Source organism: Marinobacter profundi (genome assembly GCF_002744715.1).
GTDB classification, from domain to species: domain Bacteria; phylum Pseudomonadota; class Gammaproteobacteria; order Pseudomonadales; family Oleiphilaceae; genus Marinobacter; species Marinobacter profundi.
The window spans coordinates 215116-234191 of sequence record NZ_KZ319367.1; the positions used below are offsets into that span (position 1 = coordinate 215116).

10 protein-coding genes are annotated in these 19076 nt (G+C 61.3%); 3 read left to right on the plus strand and 7 right to left on the minus strand.

Annotation, left to right across the window (positions count from 1 at the left end):
• Positions 1-14: 14 nt before the first annotated feature.
• Positions 15-1346, minus strand: a complete 1332-nt coding sequence (locus tag CLH61_RS00935; RefSeq protein ID WP_099612832.1) for a TRZ/ATZ family hydrolase — start codon at positions 1344-1346, stop codon at positions 15-17.
• A 148-nt stretch (positions 1347-1494) separates the two neighbouring features.
• On the opposite strand from CLH61_RS00935, the gene mtnA reads away from it, so the two are divergent.
• Positions 1495-2553 (plus strand): S-methyl-5-thioribose-1-phosphate isomerase, encoded by a 1059-nt coding sequence (gene mtnA, locus CLH61_RS00940; protein ID WP_099612833.1) that lies wholly within the window; start codon positions 1495-1497, stop codon positions 2551-2553.
• 36 nt (positions 2554-2589) lie between these two features.
• Here mtnA and CLH61_RS00945 read toward each other — a convergent pair whose 3' ends face one another.
• From CLH61_RS00945 to CLH61_RS00965, 5 genes are all read right to left on the minus strand, one after another.
• Positions 2590-3417: a helix-turn-helix transcriptional regulator gene (locus CLH61_RS00945; protein ID WP_099612834.1), complete on the minus strand. Its 828-nt coding sequence runs from the start codon at positions 3415-3417 to the stop codon at positions 2590-2592.
• A gap of 48 nt (positions 3418-3465) precedes the next feature.
• On the minus strand, positions 3466-5643 hold the full coding sequence (locus tag CLH61_RS00950; RefSeq protein ID WP_099612835.1) for a carboxy terminal-processing peptidase: 2178 nt from the start codon (positions 5641-5643) through the stop codon (positions 3466-3468).
• A gap of 299 nt (positions 5644-5942) precedes the next feature.
• Positions 5943-8093, minus strand: a complete 2151-nt coding sequence (locus CLH61_RS00955) for a 3-hydroxyacyl-CoA dehydrogenase NAD-binding domain-containing protein (RefSeq protein ID WP_099612836.1) — start codon at positions 8091-8093, stop codon at positions 5943-5945.
• A gap of 32 nt (positions 8094-8125) precedes the next feature.
• Positions 8126-9334, minus strand: coding sequence for an acetyl-CoA C-acetyltransferase (locus CLH61_RS00960; RefSeq protein ID WP_099612837.1), 1209 nt, complete (start codon positions 9332-9334; stop codon positions 8126-8128).
• A gap of 337 nt (positions 9335-9671) precedes the next feature.
• Positions 9672-12134 (minus strand): DUF349 domain-containing protein, encoded by a 2463-nt coding sequence (locus tag CLH61_RS00965; RefSeq protein ID WP_099612838.1) that lies wholly within the window; start codon positions 12132-12134, stop codon positions 9672-9674.
• Positions 12135-12288: 154 nt separating this feature from the next.
• Between CLH61_RS00965 and CLH61_RS00970 the strand changes: the two genes are divergently transcribed.
• Positions 12289-12774 carry a regulatory protein RecX gene (locus CLH61_RS00970; protein WP_099612839.1) on the plus strand — a complete coding sequence of 162 codons (486 nt, stop codon included), beginning with the start codon at positions 12289-12291 and terminating at the stop codon, positions 12772-12774.
• A 37-nt stretch (positions 12775-12811) separates the two neighbouring features.
• Here the strand turns inward: CLH61_RS00970 and mltF are convergent, their stop codons facing one another.
• Positions 12812-14326 carry a membrane-bound lytic murein transglycosylase MltF gene (gene mltF / locus CLH61_RS00975; RefSeq protein ID WP_407657531.1) on the minus strand — a complete coding sequence of 505 codons (1515 nt, stop codon included), beginning with the start codon at positions 14324-14326 and terminating at the stop codon, positions 12812-12814.
• A gap of 482 nt (positions 14327-14808) precedes the next feature.
• On the opposite strand from mltF, the gene purL reads away from it, so the two are divergent.
• The gene (gene purL / locus CLH61_RS00980; protein WP_099612840.1) at positions 14809-18711 is read left to right on the plus strand and encodes a phosphoribosylformylglycinamidine synthase; all 3903 of its coding nucleotides are present in this window, start codon (positions 14809-14811) and stop codon (positions 18709-18711) included.
• Positions 18712-19076: the final 365 nt, after the last annotated feature.

Consider the following 19076-nt stretch of genomic DNA (forward strand, 5'->3'; position numbering starts at 1 on the left):
CTGTATGGGTTGCTTCAGTTGCTGCGAATACGCTCGGACCACGCCCTGACGCGGAGCATCAGGTCTGGCACATCGATCCGGGTCAGCCTGCCTTCCTGTACCTGGGGTACGCCGCCAATCCAGCTGTGGCTCACCTGGCGGCCGTGATTGCTGTAGACCAAGTGGGATGCCGGATCGTACACCGGTTGCAGGAATGGGTCGCTCAGGTCGACGGCAATGATGTCTGCCAGTTTACCGGCTTCCAGCGACCCGAGGTCGTCTTGCCGGCCCAGGGCGCGGGCTCCGTCAAGGGTCGCCATGGCCAGCGCCTGGTGGGCCGACAGGGCCGCGGCATCGCCGGCGACGGCCTTGGCCATCAGGGCGGCAGTGCCCAGTTCACCAAACAGGTCCAGGTCGTTGTTGCTGGCGGCGCCGTCGGTACCGATCGCGACATTGATGTGCTCGCGCCGCAATTGTTCCACCGGGCAGAAGCCGCTGGCGAGCTTGAGGTTGGACTCGGGGCAGTGGATGACATGGGCACCGCTGGTGCGGAGGTGACCGATATCGGTAGCGTCAATCTGGGTCATGTGGACACACTGGGTGCGCGGCCCCAGCACGCCGAGTTCGGCCAGGCGGGTTGTTGGTCGTTTGCCGGCCCGCTCCATGTAATCACTGACCTCGAAGGCGGTTTCGTGCAGGTGGACCTGCAAATTGACGTCCCGCGCCCTGGACAGCTCTGCTGCACGGAGTAGCGGTTCATCAGAGACGGTGTAGGGGGCATGCGGACCGATGGCGGGCATGATCCAGGGATCGCCCTGCCACTGGTCAATCAGCGCCGTACCCTTGGCGAAGTATTCATCGGGGCCGGATCCCCAGACCGTGGGATGATCCAGCAGGGGGAAGCACACCTGGGCCCGCATGCCGGTGTCGTGGGCGACTTCCGCCACCACCTCGGGATAGAAGTACATGTCGGAGAACGTGGTGGTGCCGGTGCGCAGCATTTCTGCCATCGCCAGCTGGGTGCCGTCGGCGATAAATGCCGCGTCGATGAACTTGCCTTCCGCCGGCCAGATGTGGTCGCTGAGCCAGGCCATCAGCGGCAGGTCGTCGGCCATCCCGCGGAACAGGGACATGGCCGCGTGACCATGCATGTTGATCAGCCCGGGCAGCACCACATGGTTATTGAGGTCGATGGTTTCCCGGGCGTGAAACCGGGCGTCGGCCTCCGGCTGGGGGACCACCGCGATAATGCGGTCACTCTGGATGATCACAGCGTGATGGTCGAGAGTAATGCCTGCCGGCTGGACAGGAATTACCCAGCGGGCGTTGATGCGCGTATCTGCGGCAATGATGGTATCTGCTGCCATTCAGTCTGCCTTTACCGCTTGTTGGCGGGATGGGGAATGTAGCCGGAAAGTATAACGAGAGCCATGGTTAGCGACTACCCTGTGGCTGCGGTTTCAGCCAAAACGGGTATACTGACGCGGTTTTTTCCACCCCTCCGGGAGTATTGCAATGACCAAGACCTCACCACGTTCCATCGGTACCGTGGCCATTCGCTGGCACGGCCACAGCCTTGACCTTCTGGATCAGCGGCTGCTGCCGGGCGAAGAACACTGGCTGACCCATGATGGGGCGTCCGGAGTTGCCCAGAGCATCCGGGATATGGTGGTGCGCGGTGCCCCGGCGATCGGTATCAGCGCGGCCTACGGGGTGGCCCTGGCGGCTCGCCACGCCGGCAGCGGTGACTGGAAGGCGGAAATCGGCCAGGCGATCGACGAGCTGGCTGCCTCCCGCCCCACCGCGGTGAACCTGTTCTGGGCACTGGAACGCATGAAAAAGGTGTTCGCAGCCTGCGGCTCGCTGGCCGAAGCCACTGACAGGCTTGCGGCGGAGGCGGAGGCCATCCATCGGGAAGACCTGGCGGCCAACCTGGCGATGGCGGGCCATGCGGTTGCCGTGATGGAGGAATCCGGCACTTTCTCGGTGCTGACCCACTGTAATACCGGAGCGCTGGCGACGGGCGGCTATGGTACGGCCCTCGGAGTTATCCGGAGGCTCCACGAGGAAAAACGGCTGCAACAGGTTTTTGCCGACGAGACCCGCCCTTGGCTGCAGGGCAGCCGGCTGACCGCCTGGGAACTGGCCCGGGACGGTATCCCGGTGACTCTCAATGCTGATGGCGCGGCGGCCTGGATCCTCGCCCGAGGCGACGTGCGCTGGGTGATCGTCGGGGCGGACCGGATCACCGCCAACGGGGATGTGGCCAACAAGATCGGGACCTACAGCCTGGCGGTTCTCGCCCGGCATCACAAGGTTGGCTTCATGGTGGTGGCGCCCTCCAGCACCGTGGACATGAGCCTGGCGTCCGGCGCCGATATCCCCATTGAAGAGCGGGAAGGCAGCGAGCTGCGCCAGATCCGCGGCATTCCGCTGGCTCCCGACGGCGTGGATGTGTTCAATCCGGTGTTTGATGTGACGCCGGCGAGCCTGATCGACGTGATCGTGACCGAGCAGGGGGTGGTCAGGAACCCCGACATCACCGGCATGCGGAAACTGTTTGGCGAAGGGTGAGTCGGCGAAGGTTGAGCCGGAGAAGGTGGTAACCGGTCAGCGCGGTTTCCGGGTTGCCCGTGACGCCTTGTTGGCGGACGTTCCCGATTTGGCCTGCTCCGGAGCCTGACCGGTCGTCTGTTCCAGGCGGGCTTTCAGGTCTGCGGTTTCCCGCTCTTGCTCTTCAATGAAGTGCAGGGACATCTCAAAGCTCTGGCGGGTGAACTCCAGTACCTTGCGAAAGCCTTCATCGGACAGGTTGCGGGCGTCATCGTGGCGGCGGAAGATGTTGATGAATTCCCGCTCCCGCTCAAACTGCAGCGGCAGCCGTCCGACGCCCCAGTCGTCGAGAATCTGCCACACTTCCGGGTTGTAGTTCCGGGTGGTCCGCAGGATAAACGGGACCGGGTCATTGCGGGCGATCAGCGCCGCAAGGCGCAGGATCAGTTCAAAGGACAGGGTGCTGGTGCCGTTCTCGATGGCTTCAAGAATGGTCTTGTCCCGCAGGTTCAGGGCTTCGCTCATTTCCGTCAGGGTGAGCCCGGCAACTTCCCGGATGTCCTTCAGGGATTTTCCGGCAGCCAGCATCATCCGCAGCTGGTCCTGGGAGTTGATCAGGGCCCGTCCGACCCTCAGCGACGTGTCGGTTGACCGGGCAGCAAACCTCAGCGCCGATTCGGTAAGCCCGGCAATGCGGCCTAGCAGGGATTCCTCGTCTTCCGCCGGGCGGGTATGATCCGGTGGCGTAAGCACCGCCCCGTCAGCCCCGGAGGTTTTTTCCAGCTCGGCCACCTGGTCCATGGATTTCATCGCATGGAGGGCATCCATCAGCATGCCTTCAATGCGCCGGGCCCGTTGCTTGTCGTCCTCGTCCTTCGCGCTCATCCGTGCTGCCCGCCCGCCTGTTGTGAGTCCGGTAACGATGGGTCCCGTTTACTGGGCCTGGGCGGTGATCGGGCGGGGCATTTCAATGGATGCCATGCGCTGGTCCAGTTCCAGCATGTCCGCCATGATGTGGCCACCCTCGCGGACGACAAAGTCCAGTTCTTCGTCCGTGTTGTCGAGGTCCGCCGCCTGGGTATCTTCCCAGTCTTCCAGCTGCTTCAAGGTCTCGAACGGGGCCTCTCCACGGATCTCACGCCGCGCATTGGCAATGGTCAGTCGCGTCCGCTCGATGCGGGACTGGTATTCCTTGCGTTCGTCAATGTTCAGGCTGACGTAATTCATTTCCCGCTGCTCATTGAGGAAATCGATTTCCTGTTGCAGCAGGCGGAACTCGGGATTCTCGTTGAAGCGCTCGTCATGGCGACGGCGCAGTTCGTCAATAATGCCGCTGAAGTCGAAGTAACGGTCATGGAGGACCGCCTCGATACGGTCCCAGGGCAGGGCGTGGTCGAGGGCATCTTCACCTATGCGGGTCTTGTCGATCCGGGACGGGATCTCGATATCCGGCACCACGCCCTTGTGCTGTGTTGAACCGCCGGAAACCCGGTAGAACTTGGACTGGGTGATCTTCAGCTGACCGTGATTCAGCGGCCGGACTGCTTGTACCGTGCCCTTGCCGAAGGTCTGGGACCCCACCACCAGGCCGCGGCCATAGTCCTGGATGGCGCCGGCGAAGATCTCCGATGCGGAGGCGCTCATCCGGTTCACCAGTACCACCAGCGGGCCGTCGTAGACCACAGACGGGTCCTGGTCGGTGAGTACCTGGACATCATTGCTGGAGTTACGGATCTGTACCGTGGGACCTTCGTCGATGAACAGCCCGACGAGGTCATTGGCTTCGTGGAGGGCTCCGCCCCCGTTATTGCGCAGGTCGATCACCAGGCCTTCCACGCCCTCCTTTTCAAGTCCTTCGATCAGTCGTCGAACGTCCCGGGTGGTGCTCTTGTAATTGGGGTCGCCCTGCTGCATGGCCTTGAAGTCGGCATAGAACGTGGGAATCTGGATGACGCCGATACGGTACTCGCGGCCTTTGCGTTCGAGATTGATGGTATCGCTGCTGGCGCTCTGTTCTTCCAGTTTCACCTTGTCGCGTTTGATGGCAATGGTACGGGTGACGGTCTCGTCCGTGGCGTTGGCCGGAATAACTTCCAGTGTTACCACTGACTCGCGGGGGCCGCGAATCAGGTCCACCACCTCATCAAGGCGCCAGCCGATGACATTGACGGGCTTTTTCTCGTCTTCCTGGGTTACCGAGACAATCCGGTCAGCCGGTTGCAGCTGGCCCTGCTTGGACGCGGGCCCGCCGGGCACCAGTCGGACCACCTTGGTGTACTCGTTGTCGGACTGCAACACTGCGCCAATGCCCTCGAGGGACAGGCTCATGTTGATGTTGAAGTTTTCCGAGGTGCGCGGAGAAAAATAGGAGGTGTGGGGATCCCACATGCCGGTGAAGGCGTTCATGTAAGCCTGGAAGGCATCCTCACTGCGCACCTGGGTGGCACGTTTGAGCTGGCCTTCATAGCGGCGGCGCAAGGTGTCGGTAATGGCTTCGTCGTCGGTACCATTCAGGCGCTGGGCCAGCACCGCATTCTTGATGCGCTTGACCCAGAGCTTGTTGAGCGCAGCGGTATCCGATTCCCAGCCGGCTTCGGAGCGATCAAGCAGGATTTGTTCGCTGGTGCTGAAATCCAGCTTGTCGATGCCCTGGTCGATGACGGACAGCGCAAAGTTCAGCCGCTCGATAATGCGCTGCTGGACGATGTTGTAGATATCGAAGCCCGGTTGCAGCTGACCGGTTTTCAGGGCCGAGCCGAGCCGGAAACGGGCCTGGTCCAGGCTGTTGATGTCCTGCTGGGTCAGATAGATTCGTTGGCCGTCCAGATAATCCAGGTAGGCATCAAACACATCGCTGGACAGGCTGTCGTCAATGGCACGATCGCGGAAGTGGGTAAACTGCAGCTGCCGGGCAATCAGGATATTGGCCCGTGCCTGATCGACGGTCGGTGCGACCGCCTCGTAGGCGGGCAGGGTTTCCCGATCGATGGCGGCGTGCAGCCCGACGGGCAGCAATGCCAGGCCGAGAACAAGGGCGCGGCCCGTTCGGCGGAGACTTCCCGGGAGTGAGGTTGCTCGGGTCCGGGCGTTAAAGCGTTCCGCGATCATCATAAGCGTTGGTACCTGATATTTGGTCATGATCCTGCCGCCGGAATTGGGGCATGGCACCGTAGTTAACGATTACGGAGCCGGGATCCGATCAGATTGACATGTCTGATTCATTGTAGGCAAGCGCCAGATTGGTTGCCATAGCCATTGAGTGTCGCTATGTGACAATCTGTCCATGATAGTGTCAGGTTTGGCCCCGGGCTAGTGAAGGCAGGTTAGGGCGGCAAGCCCTTGGGGAAACACGTGCGGGTGGGGAGGTACAGGAGAGAACCGGAGAGGCCAGAGGCCTCTCCGGTCTCCGGTCAGGCGAAGTCAGTATTTGATTCGGCTTTTTCCAGCAGCAGGGCCGGAGGATTGAAGCGCTCGCCATACTGATCGGCCAGGGCGTGGGCTCGTGCGGTAAAGGCGCGCACTCCATACTGGTTGATGAACTGGATGGCACCGCCGGTCCAGGGCGCATAGCCAATGCCGAAAATACTGCCGATATTGGCGTCGGCAACAGTTCGCAGCACGCCTTCCTCAAGACAGCGAACGGTCTCGATGGCCTGGATGAACAGGATCCTGTCCTTCAGGTCCTGCAGCGCCACATTGCGTGCCCGGGCGGAGTCCACGAACAGGCTTTCCAGATCGGCCCACAGGTGCTTTTTGCCATTGGCGGGGTAGTCATAAAAGCCTGCGCCGGCGGCCTTACCCTTGCGACCGAACTCGTCCACCATCCGGTCGATCACCGCTTCGGCCGGATGAGGCCGCCAGGTCCCGCCGGCGGCTTCGGTATCTTTCCGGCTCTGGGCCCGAATATGCTGCATCAGGGTCATACTGACTTCATCAGAGATGGCCAGCGGGCCGACGGGCATGCCGGCGAGCAGCCCGGCATTTTCGATACTGGCCGGGTGAATACCCTCGGCCAGCATCGAAATACCTTCATTGACGAAGGTGCCGAACACCCGAGACGTGAAGAACCCGCGGCTGTCGTTGACCACGATGGGAATCTTGCCGATTTGCTGAACATAGTCGAAGGCGCGGGCCAGGGTTTCATCGGAGGTTCGGGCGCCGACAATGATCTCCACCAGTTGCATCTTGTCGACCGGCGAGAAGAAGTGCAGGCCGATAAAATTTTCCGGCCTGGCAGACGCGTCGGCGAGTTGGGTGATGGGGATGGTTGAGGTGTTGGAAGCAAAGATGCCGTTGGTCACCAGCTTCGGCTCCGCCTCCCGGGTAACCCGGGCCTTGAGGTCACTGTCCTCAAAGACTGCCTCGATCACCAGGTCGCAGCCCTCGAGGTCGGCGGCCGAGTCTGTTGCCCGGATACGGCTGAGGACCGCCGCTTTCTGGTCTTCGCTCATGCGGCCGCGACTGACTTTCCTGGCCAGCAGTTTCTCCGAGTAGCTCTTTCCTTTTTCCGCGTTTTCCACCGAGACATCCTTGAGGATGACCTCGATGCCACGACTGGCGGTGGCGTAGGCAATTCCTGCTCCCATCATGCCGGCGCCCAGTACGCCCACCTTGCGGAACGTTTCCCCGGCAACCCCCTCGGGGCGGCTGCCGCCGGCCTTGATGGCATTAAGCTGGAACCAGAAGGTGCTGGTCATGTTCTTGGCGACCTGGCCGGTGACGAGCTCGGTGAAGTAGCGGGTTTCGATAAGGCTGCCATTGTCGAAATCGACCTGGGCACCTTCCACGGCGGCAGACAGGATGCGCTCCGGTGCCGGGTAACAGCCTTTGGTTTTCTGTCTCAGCATGGCCGGGGCGATGGCCAGCTTCTGGGCCATGGCGGGGTGGTGGGGCGCGCCGCCCGGGAGTTTGAAGCCTTTCTGGTCCCAGGGCTGCTGGCGTTTCGGATTGGCGTCAATGAACGCTCTGGCCTTGTTCAGCAGCTCCTCCGGGGATCCGGCCAGCTCATCCACGATGCCTGCCTTCAGCGCCGCCCCGGGAGTAACCTTTTTGCCCTCCATCAGGAACGGGAAGGCGGCCTCCAGGCCGATCATCCGCGGCAGCCGCTGGGTACCGCCGCCACCGGGCAACAGTCCCAGGGTGACCTCCGGCAGGCCCAGCTGGATGCTGTCATCGTCCATTACCACCCGGTGATGACAGGCGAGCGCGATTTCCAGGCCGCCACCGAGTGCGGTGCCATTAATCGCCGCGACCAGGGGTTTTCCGGTGGTCTCAAGGAAGCGCATGTCGGCCTTGAGGCCGTTCACCATGGCTTCAAACTCGCTGGCTTGCGCCCTGGTAACGCGGTGCAGCTCGTTCAGATCACCGCCGGCAAAGAAGGTCTTCTTGGCCGAGGTAACGATAATGCCTCGGATGGCGTCGAGATCCGTCTTCACTCTGTTGACGGTCTCGCTCAGGCCTTCGCGGAATGCGCCGTTCATGGTATTGGCGGACTGCCCGGGCATGTCGATGGTCAGGGTCAGGATCTGGTCTGAATCCAGCTCGTAACGGATAGCACTCATAATCGGTTCTCCTTGCAGAAAAAGTGTCGGATTCAGACGCGTTCAATAATGGTGGCAATACCCATGCCGCCGCCCACACAGAGGGTGGCGAGGCCGTAGCGCAGTTCGCGGCGCTCCAGTTCATCCATCAGGGTGCCGACAATCATGGCGCCCGTAGCCCCGAGTGGGTGGCCCATGGCGATTGCACCGCCGTTGACGTTCACTTTTTCATCGGGCACCGACAGCTCCCGCTGGAAGCGCATCACTACCGAGGCGAAGGCTTCATTCACTTCAAACAGATCTATCTGGTCCACGGTCATGCCGGCTTTTTCAAGCGCTTTGCGGGCGGCCGGGGCCGGTCCGGTCAGCATGATGGTCGGGTCGGTGCTGGTGACGGCCGTGGCTACAATCCGTGCCCGGGGTTTCAGCCCCAGAGCCTTGCCCTTGGCCTCGCTACCGATCAGCATGGCGGTGGCTCCATCAACGATGCCGGACGAATTGCCAGCGTGATGGACGTGGTTGATTCTTTCCACATAGTGGTATTTTTCCCGGGCCACGCCGTCAAAGCCCAGTTCACCCATCATCTGGAATGACGGTTTCAGGCCGGCGAGAGATTCAAGGGTAGTGTTGCCACGAACATGCTCGTCACGGTCGAGGATCACCACGCCATTTTGATCGGTAACCGGGACGATCGAGCGGGAAAAGTGCCCTTTCTCCCAGGCGTTAGCGGCTTTTTGCTGGGATTTTACGGCAAAGTTGTCGACATCTTCGCGGCTGAAACCCTCCAGGGTCGCAATCAGGTCGGCACCTATGCCCTGGGGCATGAACCCGGTGTGCAGATTGGTCGCCGGGTCGAGGGCCCAGGCGCCGCCGTCGGACCCCATGGGAACCCGTGACATGGCCTCGACACCGCCGGCAACTACCAGGTCTTCCCAGCCTGAACGGACTTTCATGGCGGCGAGATTGACCGCCTCCAGGCCAGAGGCGCAGAACCGGTTGAGGGTGACACCGGCCACTTTTTCATCCCAGTCTGCTGCCAGCGCAGCGGTCTTGGCGATATCCGCACCCTGGTCGCCCACCGGCGTTACGCAGCCCATGACGATGTCATCGACCTGGGCGGTATCCAGGCCATTTCTCTCCTGCAGTGCCCGGAGCACGGTGGTAAGCAGCGTGACGGGTTTGACGCTGTGCAGGGCACCGTCTTTTTTGCCGCGGCCCCGCGGAGTACGGACTGCATCGAAGATATACGCCTCGGTGGTCATCTCTTTTCCTCTGATTGTGATTGTGGCGGTAGCAGGATTACCAGGGTTAACCATAGCGGTTCGGGTACCACTTGGGTAATGACGCGCGCTGCCAATCGGATTGGCGAAACTGCTCAATCGCGGCTGGCTGGGAAGAGGAGGGAGTGGATAGGAGTGGCGCAGAGGACCTAGCGCGAGGGCGTGGTGGCTGGCGGATACTCTGGCGATTACTCAGTTGGTTACGCCGGCGGTTACTCCGGCGGTCGTCGCGAGTCAGGTCCGGGAGTCTGCTCCAGGTAAAAAGAGCGGGCCGGTAAGGTCCGGCCCGCGGGGGATCGTGATCCGTTGGCGAGCGGCTTCAGGTGCGGGGGGCTTCCAGTGTCCGGATCAGACGGGAGGCGAACTCTTCGCTCAGGTCGTCGCGACTTTCATCGAGGCACCAGGCCGCGACCAAAGCCTCCAGCGGATCACCAGTTTCCGGACCGCCGTGGTTACCCAGGCCTTCCGCCAAGCGTTGTACCTGCACTTCCATCCTGCGGCCCTGATCCTGATCCGGAGAGGGGACGCCGGCGTGAATCTCCGCACGGATGACCAGCTCGGCAGTGGGCAGATCCTGCAGAGCGACAGCGCGCTTTTGCCAGTCACTCGGTAAGCTGCCTGGCTCCAGACTGCCATCCAGCCGGCCCCGTACTGCGTGAATCCACTCCTGCACGCGAGCGGCCTGACGCTGTTGGTCAACCAGCGCGGCCAGGCGCTGTTCTTCGCGGGTGCGCCGTTCGCGCTGGGCTTTCGATACTTGCAGGGCGGCGGTAGCGCGCAGCTGTTCCAGCTGGGCTGCAATCTCCTGCTGTGGAGCCTGCTCGTTCAACTGGCCGGTACGGCCAAGGAGTTCTTCAAGCTGGCGGTCTGCCTGGCGGGTTTCCTCTTGCTGTTCGTTCCGCTGCGCCTCGCGGCGGGCGAAGATGGCGTCACAGGCTTTGCGGAATGCCTGCCACAGTTTGCGATCTTCCCGGTGGCGGGTAATGCCCACCGCGGTCCACTCCTCCTGCAGTGACTTGGCCAGGTTCATCGCTTCGCTGAGTGGTTCGTGACTGATGAGCGCTTCGGCACGCTGGACGATGTCTGATTTGAGCGCTTCATTACGGGTACGCTCGGCATCCAGGGGCTCTTCGATTTGCCGCAGCAGGTGATCGAACTGCTTCTGGACACCGCGATTGTCGCGGAACTCGACTGGCCAGGCGGCTTTCCACTCGTCCCGCGCGGTTCGGTGAATTCGTTCTGCAGCTTTCCAGTCGATGGCAGACCAGTCTGCCTGCCCGACAAACGTCTCCAGCTCCCGGCAAATGGCCTCCCGTTTCTGCAGGTTGGCGTGCTTCAGCCCGGACTTCGCCGAGAAGTACTCCTTGCAGGGCTCGTAGGCAGCATCGGAGGCCTGCTTGAAACGTGCCCACAACGTCCGGTCGGATGATCCGCCCAGCTCCCGCCACTCATTCTGCAACTCCTTGATGCGGGTTGCCTTGGCTTCCGGTTCCATGGGCTGTTCCGCGAGATACTCCATTTGTTCACAAAGAACGACCTGCTTGGGCTGGGTAACAAAACCCGCCCAGTCGGACAGCTCCCGTAACTGGCCGCCGAGGAGCTGCATTCGCGCCTGGAAAGGCTTGCCGTGGCGATGATCAAGGGCCTTCAGCTGTTGCTGGGCGGTTTTGAACAGCTGGCGGGATTCCTTGAGTTGTTTTGCCTCCAGCGCTTGGTCCAGCTTGCCAATGACCGCCGTCAGTTCGGCGACCTGGCTGGACTGGTCAACGACCGCTCGGGTCGCCGGGGCTGGTTGTTTTTTCTTGCCGGCCGCCTGGGCCAGGGCCTTAAGCAGGGCGGGCTTGGCGTAATCGACCGGCCAGTTGATCTCTTTGATCAGCTCTGCCGCTCGCTGGGTCGAGGTTTCATCAGCGGGATTGCCGGCAGAAGCCAGTTCCGTGAGCTCGTCCCGATGCTGTACCAGTGCCCGCAGAGCGGTAATGTAGGCGCGCAGGGGCAGCATCAGGTTCTGGTAGGCTTTCTGTTCCTGCTGGCTGACCTGGGTATCCCGGGTGGCTTCCAGCCAGCGGTTTTCCTGGGTCTTCTGCAGGGCGTCAAGAGATGAGAGGGACGGCAGCGCGTCGTCCGGGTGGGTCTTGAGTTCATCCAGCGTCTGTGCCAGCAGGGTGAGGGTTTCTTCCCGTTGGCCGGTTTTCTGCTCGTCCTGCTGCAACTTCTCGGCAGCGGCCTGCAGGTCCCGGAGACGTTCCCGGCATTTGTGAACGGCCTCCAGAAACGCCGCGGTCTGCGCTGTGCTGGCAGCAGACTCGACCTCTGACCACTGTTTCAGGAGCGTTTCCAGACGGGCCTGGAACAGCTTGGTGTCCTCGCTGGCAGCCTGGTCGGAGGCCTGTTTGACGAGCTGCTCGATGGTGGCAACGGTTTGCTGGCGCTGCTCCTCGGCCTCCCGGATCACGGTCAGCTTCTGGCGGACCACCTGGTAAACACCCTTGTCGCGGGATTTGGCGGCTTTCTGAACCCGTTGCAGGGCCTCCCGGTTCGTCAGGCCATTCGCGGCCTTGAGCCGGATTTCGGCCGTGACACCGGCCAAGGCCAGTTCTTCCAGTTGCAGTTCATCGGCGCCGTTGGCCAGCAAGGCTTGCTGTTGTTCCCTCCTGGCATCCTGTTCGTTCGGCCGCTGGTCTTCCTCTTTGTCGGGCAGGCGCGGATTACGGAGCTGGGCCGGGGGCGGTGTCACCGTATTTTTGCGGGACTTGAACAGTTTCTGGAGAAATGCGGCCATGAGGAATTCCTTGAGTCTTGAAACCAGTTCCCGGTGTCCGGCAGAGTATACCGTCACCAAACATCGGCTGCTCCGGATGTCCGGAGGCCGGATACGCACTACCACGAATGCGCGCTAGTCTATCGTTTTGTCCGCGCTTGCGGGAAGAGTCAGAATGGGAAAACAGAAAAAACCGGAAGATCCCGCACAAAAGGCCCGCAGCAGCGCGCTCCGCCTCCTGGCCCGGCGGGAGCACAGTCGGCTGGAGCTTGTCCTGAAACTTCGCCAGCGGGGAATCGAGCCCGGGCTGATCGAAGAAGTTCTCGATGAATACGAGCACGAGGGCTGGCTGAGCGATGACCGCTTTGCGGATGTTTACGCCAGGCAGCGCATGGATCTCGGCTACGGCCCGCTGAGAATTCAGGCTGAGCTGCAGCAACGGGGCATCCGGTTTCTGCCGGAAGCTCTCAAAGAAGTGGACGATGCCAGCTGGGTTCGTACCGCGGTGCGTTTACGGGAGCGCAAATTCGGTCTGGCGGATATCCGCGACGACTGGCCGGAGAAAGCGCGGCAGGCCAGGTTTCTGGGGCAGCGGGGATTCAGTGCAGAGCAGGTCGAGCAGGCGCTGGACTGCACGGCGCCCGATACGCTTGTTGACTGAAGGGGCGCCGCTGGCACCTGCTCGCAAACGGAAGGGGTCAGAGCGTGGGCGGGGTGAGCCCCAGCTCTTTTGGCAACATGGCCCGCAACTCGGATTCGGCCGGGTCGCTCTTGTCGGCAATCGGCTCGTCGGTGACTTCCTGCGGGAACACTTCCTGGCTGGCCACTTGCTCGGTGGCCTGCAGCGGCTCCTTCATCCAGGCCAGCACGTCGTAGTAGCGCCGGATATTCTGTACGTAGATAACCGGTTCATGGCCGCGGGCATAGCCGTAACGGGTTTTTGAATACCATTCCTTCTGGGCCAGCAGGGGCAGGAACTCCTTGACGTCCATCCACCGGTCCGGGTTCTTGCCGGCGTCCTCGGTCAGCCGGCGGGCATCCTCCAAATGGCCGAAGCCGACGTTGTAGGAGGCCAGGGCAAACCAGGTGCGGTCCGGTTCCGGAATGCGCTCGGGAATCTGTTCTTTCACCAGGGTGAAGTAGCGGGCACCGCCCTGGATACTCTCTTCCGGGTCAAGCCGGTTTTCAATTCCTATCTGGCTGGCGGTTGTGCGCGTCAGCATCATCAGGCCGCGCACCCCGGTAGGCGAAACGGCGTTGGGCCGCCAGTGGGATTCCTGATACCCGATGGCTGCCAGCAGTCGCCAGTCAATGCCGTGCTTGCTGCCATAGTCCTGGAACAGGGTTTCGTAACGGGGTAACCGGTTTCGGACATGGTGAACAAAGGTGCGCGCCCCGACGTAGTTGAGGCGGTCCAGGTGACCGTAAAAACGTTCTGTCAGCTGGGCGAGGGTACCATCACTGGCGAGCCGGTCGAGGAACTCGGCGGCGGCATTCAGCAATGTTTCGTCCTGTTCGATCGGGAACAGCCAGTTCAGGCTTTCAGGCTCATTGAGGCTGAAGGCTTCCTTGACGTCCGGGAAGAACACGTGGTTCAGGTCGAGTTCGTTGGACGCCACCACGGCCACCTTGAATTCGCCGGATTCGACGCGTCCGAGCAGGCCTGCCGGGTCAAGTCCCGGATGTACCTGCCATTGCAGCTCCGGGTATTCCGATGCCAGGGCGTTCAGATAATGCTCGTGGTTACTCTCGGCGACCAGATGAATGGCCGTATTCCTGAGGTCGGCAACGGTTTCCGGGCGCTCGACGTCGCGGTTGTAGACCACCACGGAGCGCGCCTCCAGGCCGTTGGGCAGGATGCGGTAGTTGTCACTGAATCCCGGGCGCTCGACCAGGCCGGCAAGCCCGATGTGGGCATAATTTCGATCCAGCACTGACAGGATCTCTGCATTGTCTTCGGCTACCCGGACCCGCAGTTCGACCCCGATTTCATCGGCGAAGCGTTTGGCTAACTCGTACTCGAAGCCGGTCGGCCCGTCGCGTCCTTCGTAGTAGACCGAAGGGGCATTACGGGTAATTACATGCAGGACGCCCTCGGAGCGGATTTCCTCCAGGGTAGTGGGCCGGGAACAACCGGTTGCCAAGAGGGCCAGGCTCGCCAGAACGAGCAGGCCAGCGCCTGTTCGTGCCTTCAGGTTTGTTTGTTTTGCCAAATCCGTAGTCTCCCGTACAACAGGTCCTGAGGTGTACGTTTTTGAGGCCCAGCCGATCACCTGTTCAGTGTGACTGCCGACAAGGGACGGGTTGATTTTACGGTCCCGAATATCACCTCAGGTAGAAGGGAAAGCGATCCATGCCCGGTTAGATAATCCCCCAGACCGCGACCCCTGGTCAATCCAACCATAGGTTTAATGCACAAAATCCGGCCAATTGTATGTTCGATGACCAGGTTTCGCACTGGCTGTGCTGCCGCCGGGAGGCTGTCGGCGCAGCGGAAGCCCCCCTGCTGCCGGCGTCCGGGTGGCCACGTATATTTCCCTACACGAGGTGTTGATGCTGTATCCCGGAGCCGCTTTAAAGTATTATGGCGGGCTTTCAGATAGCCGGGTGTGGCCTCCTTTAATACCAGCTCCCTAGAGGTGCCGGGGGAGCGCTCATCCAGACTTTTCAGTTTCGCGCGATACAGGTTTAAACCATGCTGGAACTTCGCGGCGCTCCCGCACTCTCGCCTTTCCGTTCACAAAAGCTCCTGTCCCAGATCCGCTCCGAAGTTCCGGAAGTGGATCATGTGTATGCAGAATTCATGCATTTCTCGGACCTGGAGGCTCCGCTGTCCGAAGCGGAGCAGGCGGTCCTGGATCGCTTGCTGACCTACGGGCCCAGTGTTCAGGTTGAGGAGCCGGACGGTATTCTGTTCCTGGTGGTGCCCCGCCCGGGCACCCTTTCACCCTGGTCCAGCAAGGCGACCGACATCGCACGTAACTGCGGCTTGCGCCAGATCCGCAGGATCGAACGGGGTACTGCCTATTACATCCGGGCACAGGGCAAGCTCGGGCTGGAACAGCGCGAACGTATCGCGGCGCTGTTGCACGACCGGATGACCCAGAAGGTGTTTCATGAGATGGGCGGTGCCGAGTTGCTGTTCCACCGGGAAGAACCCCGTCCGCTGGATCGGGTGCCGGTGATCGGCGGTGGTCGTCAGGCGCTGGTCGACGCCAACAAACGCCTCGGCCTGGCGCTGGCGGACGACGAGGTGGATTATCTGGTGAAGTCGTTCACCGATCTGCAGCGCGATCCTACGGATGTGGAGCTGATGATGTTCGCCCAGGCGAACTCTGAGCATTGTCGCCACAAGATTTTCAATGCGTCCTGGGATATTGATGGTGAAGGCCAGGAAAAATCGCTGTTCGCGATGATTCGCAATACCCATGAAATGAACAGCGAAGGGGTATTGTCTGCCTACAAGGATAATGCCGCCGTCATTTGTGGCAGCCGGGGCGGACGGTTCTTCCCGAACCCGGAAACCGGTGTCTACGACTACCATCAGGAAGACATCCATATCCTGATGAAGGTGGAAACCCACAACCATCCCACCGCCATCTCGCCCTTTGCCGGCGCCGCGACCGGTTCCGGCGGCGAGATCCGTGACGAAGGTGCCACCGGCCGTGGCTCCAAACCGAAGGCCGGCCTTGCCGGCTTCACCGTGTCCAACCTCAACCTGCCGGGTGATCTGCAGCCCTGGGAAGGCGGGTACGGCAAGCCGGACCGGATTGCCTCTGCGCTGGACATCATGATCGAGGGGCCGATCGGCGGTGCTGCCTTTAATAACGAATTCGGCCGGCCAAACCTGGCCGGTTACTTCCGCACCTTTGAAGAGCAAGTGCCCGGTGCCGCGGGTGAGGAAGTGCGCGGGTATCACAAGCCCATCATGATTGCCGGTGGCTTGGGCAACATCCGTGCCGAGCATGTCGAAAAGGGTAACATCCCGGTCGGCGCCAAGCTGATCGTGCTGGGTGGTCCGTCCATGCTGATCGGTCTGGGTGGTGGTGCTGCGTCCTCAATGGATTCCGGTACCAGCCATGAAAATCTCGATTTTGCGTCCGTCCAGCGGGACAACCCCGAGATGGAGCGTCGTTGCCAGGAAGTCATCGACCGTTGCTGGCAGATGGGGCAGCACAACCCGATTGCCTTTATCCATGATGTGGGTGCCGGCGGCCTGTCCAACGCCATGCCGGAACTGGTCAAGGACGGTGGTCGCGGCGGCAAGTTCGAACTGCGGGAGATCCCCAGTGACGAGCCGGGCATGTCTCCGCTGGAAATCTGGTGCAATGAATCCCAGGAACGCTACGTAATGGCGGTGGCGGCCGAGAACCTCGATACCTTCGATGCGATCTGCCGCCGGGAGCGTTGTCCCTATGCGGTTATCGGCGAAGCCACCGAAGCCCATCACCTGGAATTGTCGGACGCCTACTACGGCGATAAGCCGGTCGACCTGCCGATGGAGGTGTTGTTCGGCAAGCCGCCGCGCATGCATCGCAGCGTCTCCCGTTCTTCGTTTACCAAGCCGATTTTCGACTCGACCCGGATTGACCTCCACGAGGCCATCCGGCGCGTGCTGCGACTGCCCTCGGTAGGCTCCAAGAGTTTCCTGATTACCATTGGTGATCGCACCATCACGGGCCTGGTAGCCCGTGACCAGATGGTAGGTCCCTGGCAGGTACCGGTCAGCGATGTGGCCGTAACGGCGACGTCCTTTGATGTGACCACCGGCGAAGCCATGGCGATGGGTGAGCGTACCCCGGTTGCCATCATTGATGCCCCGGCATCCGGCCGCATGGCGGTGGGTGAAGTGATCACCAACATGGCTGCGGCACCGATTGCGAAGTTGTCAGATATCCGCCTGTCGGCGAACTGGATGGCGGCAGCGGGCCACCCGGGTGAGGACGAGAATCTCTACGAAACTGTCCGCGCGGTCGGCATGGAGCTTTGCCCGAGCCTGGGTATTACCATTCCGGTGGGCAAGGATTCCATGTCCATGAAGACGGTCTGGGAAGAGGACAGCGGCGAGCAGAAGAGTGTAACGGCGCCGCTGTCACTGATCATCAGCGGGTTTGCGCCGGTCACCGATGTCCGTAAGACCCTGACGCCGCAGCTGCAGACAGATTGCGGCGAAACCGACCTGATCCTGGTGGATCTGGCGGCGGGTCAGAACCGTCTCGGCGGTTCCGCGCTGGCGCAGGTATACCGCCAGGTCGGCGCAGTGGCTCCCGATGTGGATGATCCCGAAGACCTCAAGGCGTTCTTTGCCGTGATCCAGGGCCTGAATACCGATGACAAGCTGCTGGCATACCATGACCGCTCCGACGGCGGGCTGTTTGTCACCCTGGCCGAGATGAGCTTTGCCGGCCATTGCGGTATTGAGATCAAGCTGGACGGTCTGGCCGAGGAGTCGGCCCAATTTGCCCGTGAACTGTTCAATGAAGAGTTGGGTGCGGTTATCCAGGTGCGCCGTGACGATACCGAGTTTGTATTGCAGCAGTTCTCCGCTGCCGGGCTTGGTGAGCACACCGCAGTGATCGGTACGCTCAATGATGAAGATCGTATCCGATATTCGTTCGCCGGTGATTACGTGGTGAATGAGCCTCGGGCTGATCTCCAGCGGCTGTGGTCCGAGACGAGCTATCGCATCCAGTCGCTGCGCGATAACGCCGACTGCGCTGCCCAGGAGTTTGATAACCTGCTGGATGTTGCCGACCCCGGGCTCACCGCCCAGCTCACCTTCGATGTAAACGAGGATGTGGCGGCTCCCTACATCAATAAGGGTGCCCGTCCGCGGGTAGCGGTGATGCGCGAGCAGGGCGTCAATGGCCAGGTGGAAATGGCCGCAGCCTTCGATCGGGCAGGTTTTGAGGCGGTCGACGTTCACATGAGTGACCTGCTGTCTGGCCGTATCACGCTTGACCGGTTCAACAGCATTGTGGCCTGTGGTGGATTCTCTTACGGCGACGTGCTGGGTGCAGGTGAGGGCTGGGCGAAGTCGATCCTGTTCAGTGACCGGGTCCGTGACCAGTTCGCCGGTTTCTTCGAGCGTCAGGACACTCTGGCGCTTGGGGTCTGTAACGGCTGCCAGATGATGTCAAACCTGCATGAGCTGATTCCGGGCAGTGAGGGTTGGCCGCGCTTTGTCCGTAACCAGTCCGAGCAGTTTGAGGCCCGTTTTGTTATGGCCGAAGTGATGCCGTCACCGTCTGCTTTCCTGGATGGTATGGCCGGTTCGCGGATGCCGGTTGCGGTTGCCCATGGTGAGGGACGCGCGGAGTTCGCTGGCGACTCGGCGGCTGTACTGGCCGAGCAGGGCCTGGTAGCGGTGCGATATGTCGATAACCATGGCCAGGCCACCGAGCGATACCCGTTCAATCCGAACGGCTCGCCGGCAGGTATTACCGGCCTGACCACCCGTGATGGCCGTGTGACCATTATGATGCCTCACCCTGAGCGGGTTTTCCGGGCTCCGCAGTATTCCTGGCGCCCCCGTGAGTGGCAGGAAGATGCCCCATGGATGAGGATGTTCCGCAACGCCCGTCGCTGGTTCGGCTGAGGCTGACCGGGCGGATCCGGTAACGGTCCGGAAACCGGCTATGACTGATGACTCGGGTTATCAGTTGTAGCCGGTTTTTTTGTGTCTTGAGTTCGGTCTTGTGTGGATGCCACAGTAACACGCCGAGCCGTTGGGCGTTACGGGGAGTAGCAGTTATCCACCGATGGTTACTAAATAGTCAGTTTGGGCCGGCAGGAATGGCAGTTGTGCCTCTTTTCAGGGCATATTACAAGGGAAAAATCGTGTCAAAAAAGAGATTTTGGTCTTGACTCATTAGTTTTATGCACACTAGCGGTGCCCACCTGCACGTTAACTGAGCAAATCCCTGATTATTGGTTCAAGTTTTGATCTATAAATTTAACGTG

Excerpts from the sequence above, each read along its gene's own strand:
- CLH61_RS00960 (WP_099612837.1), bottom strand. The coding sequence starts at position 9,334 with ATGACCACCGAGGCGTATATCTTCGATGCAGTCCGTACTCCGCGGGGC.
- purL (WP_099612840.1), top strand. The coding sequence starts at position 14,809 with ATGCTGGAACTTCGCGGCGCTCCCGCACTCTCGCCTTTCCGTTCACAA.
- CLH61_RS00965 (WP_099612838.1), bottom strand. The coding sequence starts at position 12,134 with ATGGCCGCATTTCTCCAGAAACTGTTCAAGTCCCGCAAAAATACGGTG.
- CLH61_RS00945 (WP_099612834.1), bottom strand. The coding sequence starts at position 3,417 with ATGAGCGCGAAGGACGAGGACGACAAGCAACGGGCCCGGCGCATTGAA.
- CLH61_RS00935 (WP_099612832.1), bottom strand. The coding sequence starts at position 1,346 with ATGGCAGCAGATACCATCATTGCCGCAGATACGCGCATCAACGCCCGC.
- mtnA (WP_099612833.1), top strand. The coding sequence starts at position 1,495 with ATGACCAAGACCTCACCACGTTCCATCGGTACCGTGGCCATTCGCTGG.
- CLH61_RS00950 (WP_099612835.1), bottom strand. The coding sequence starts at position 5,643 with ATGATGATCGCGGAACGCTTTAACGCCCGGACCCGAGCAACCTCACTC.
- CLH61_RS00970 (WP_099612839.1), top strand. The coding sequence starts at position 12,289 with ATGGGAAAACAGAAAAAACCGGAAGATCCCGCACAAAAGGCCCGCAGC.
- CLH61_RS00955 (WP_099612836.1), bottom strand. The coding sequence starts at position 8,093 with ATGAGTGCTATCCGTTACGAGCTGGATTCAGACCAGATCCTGACCCTG.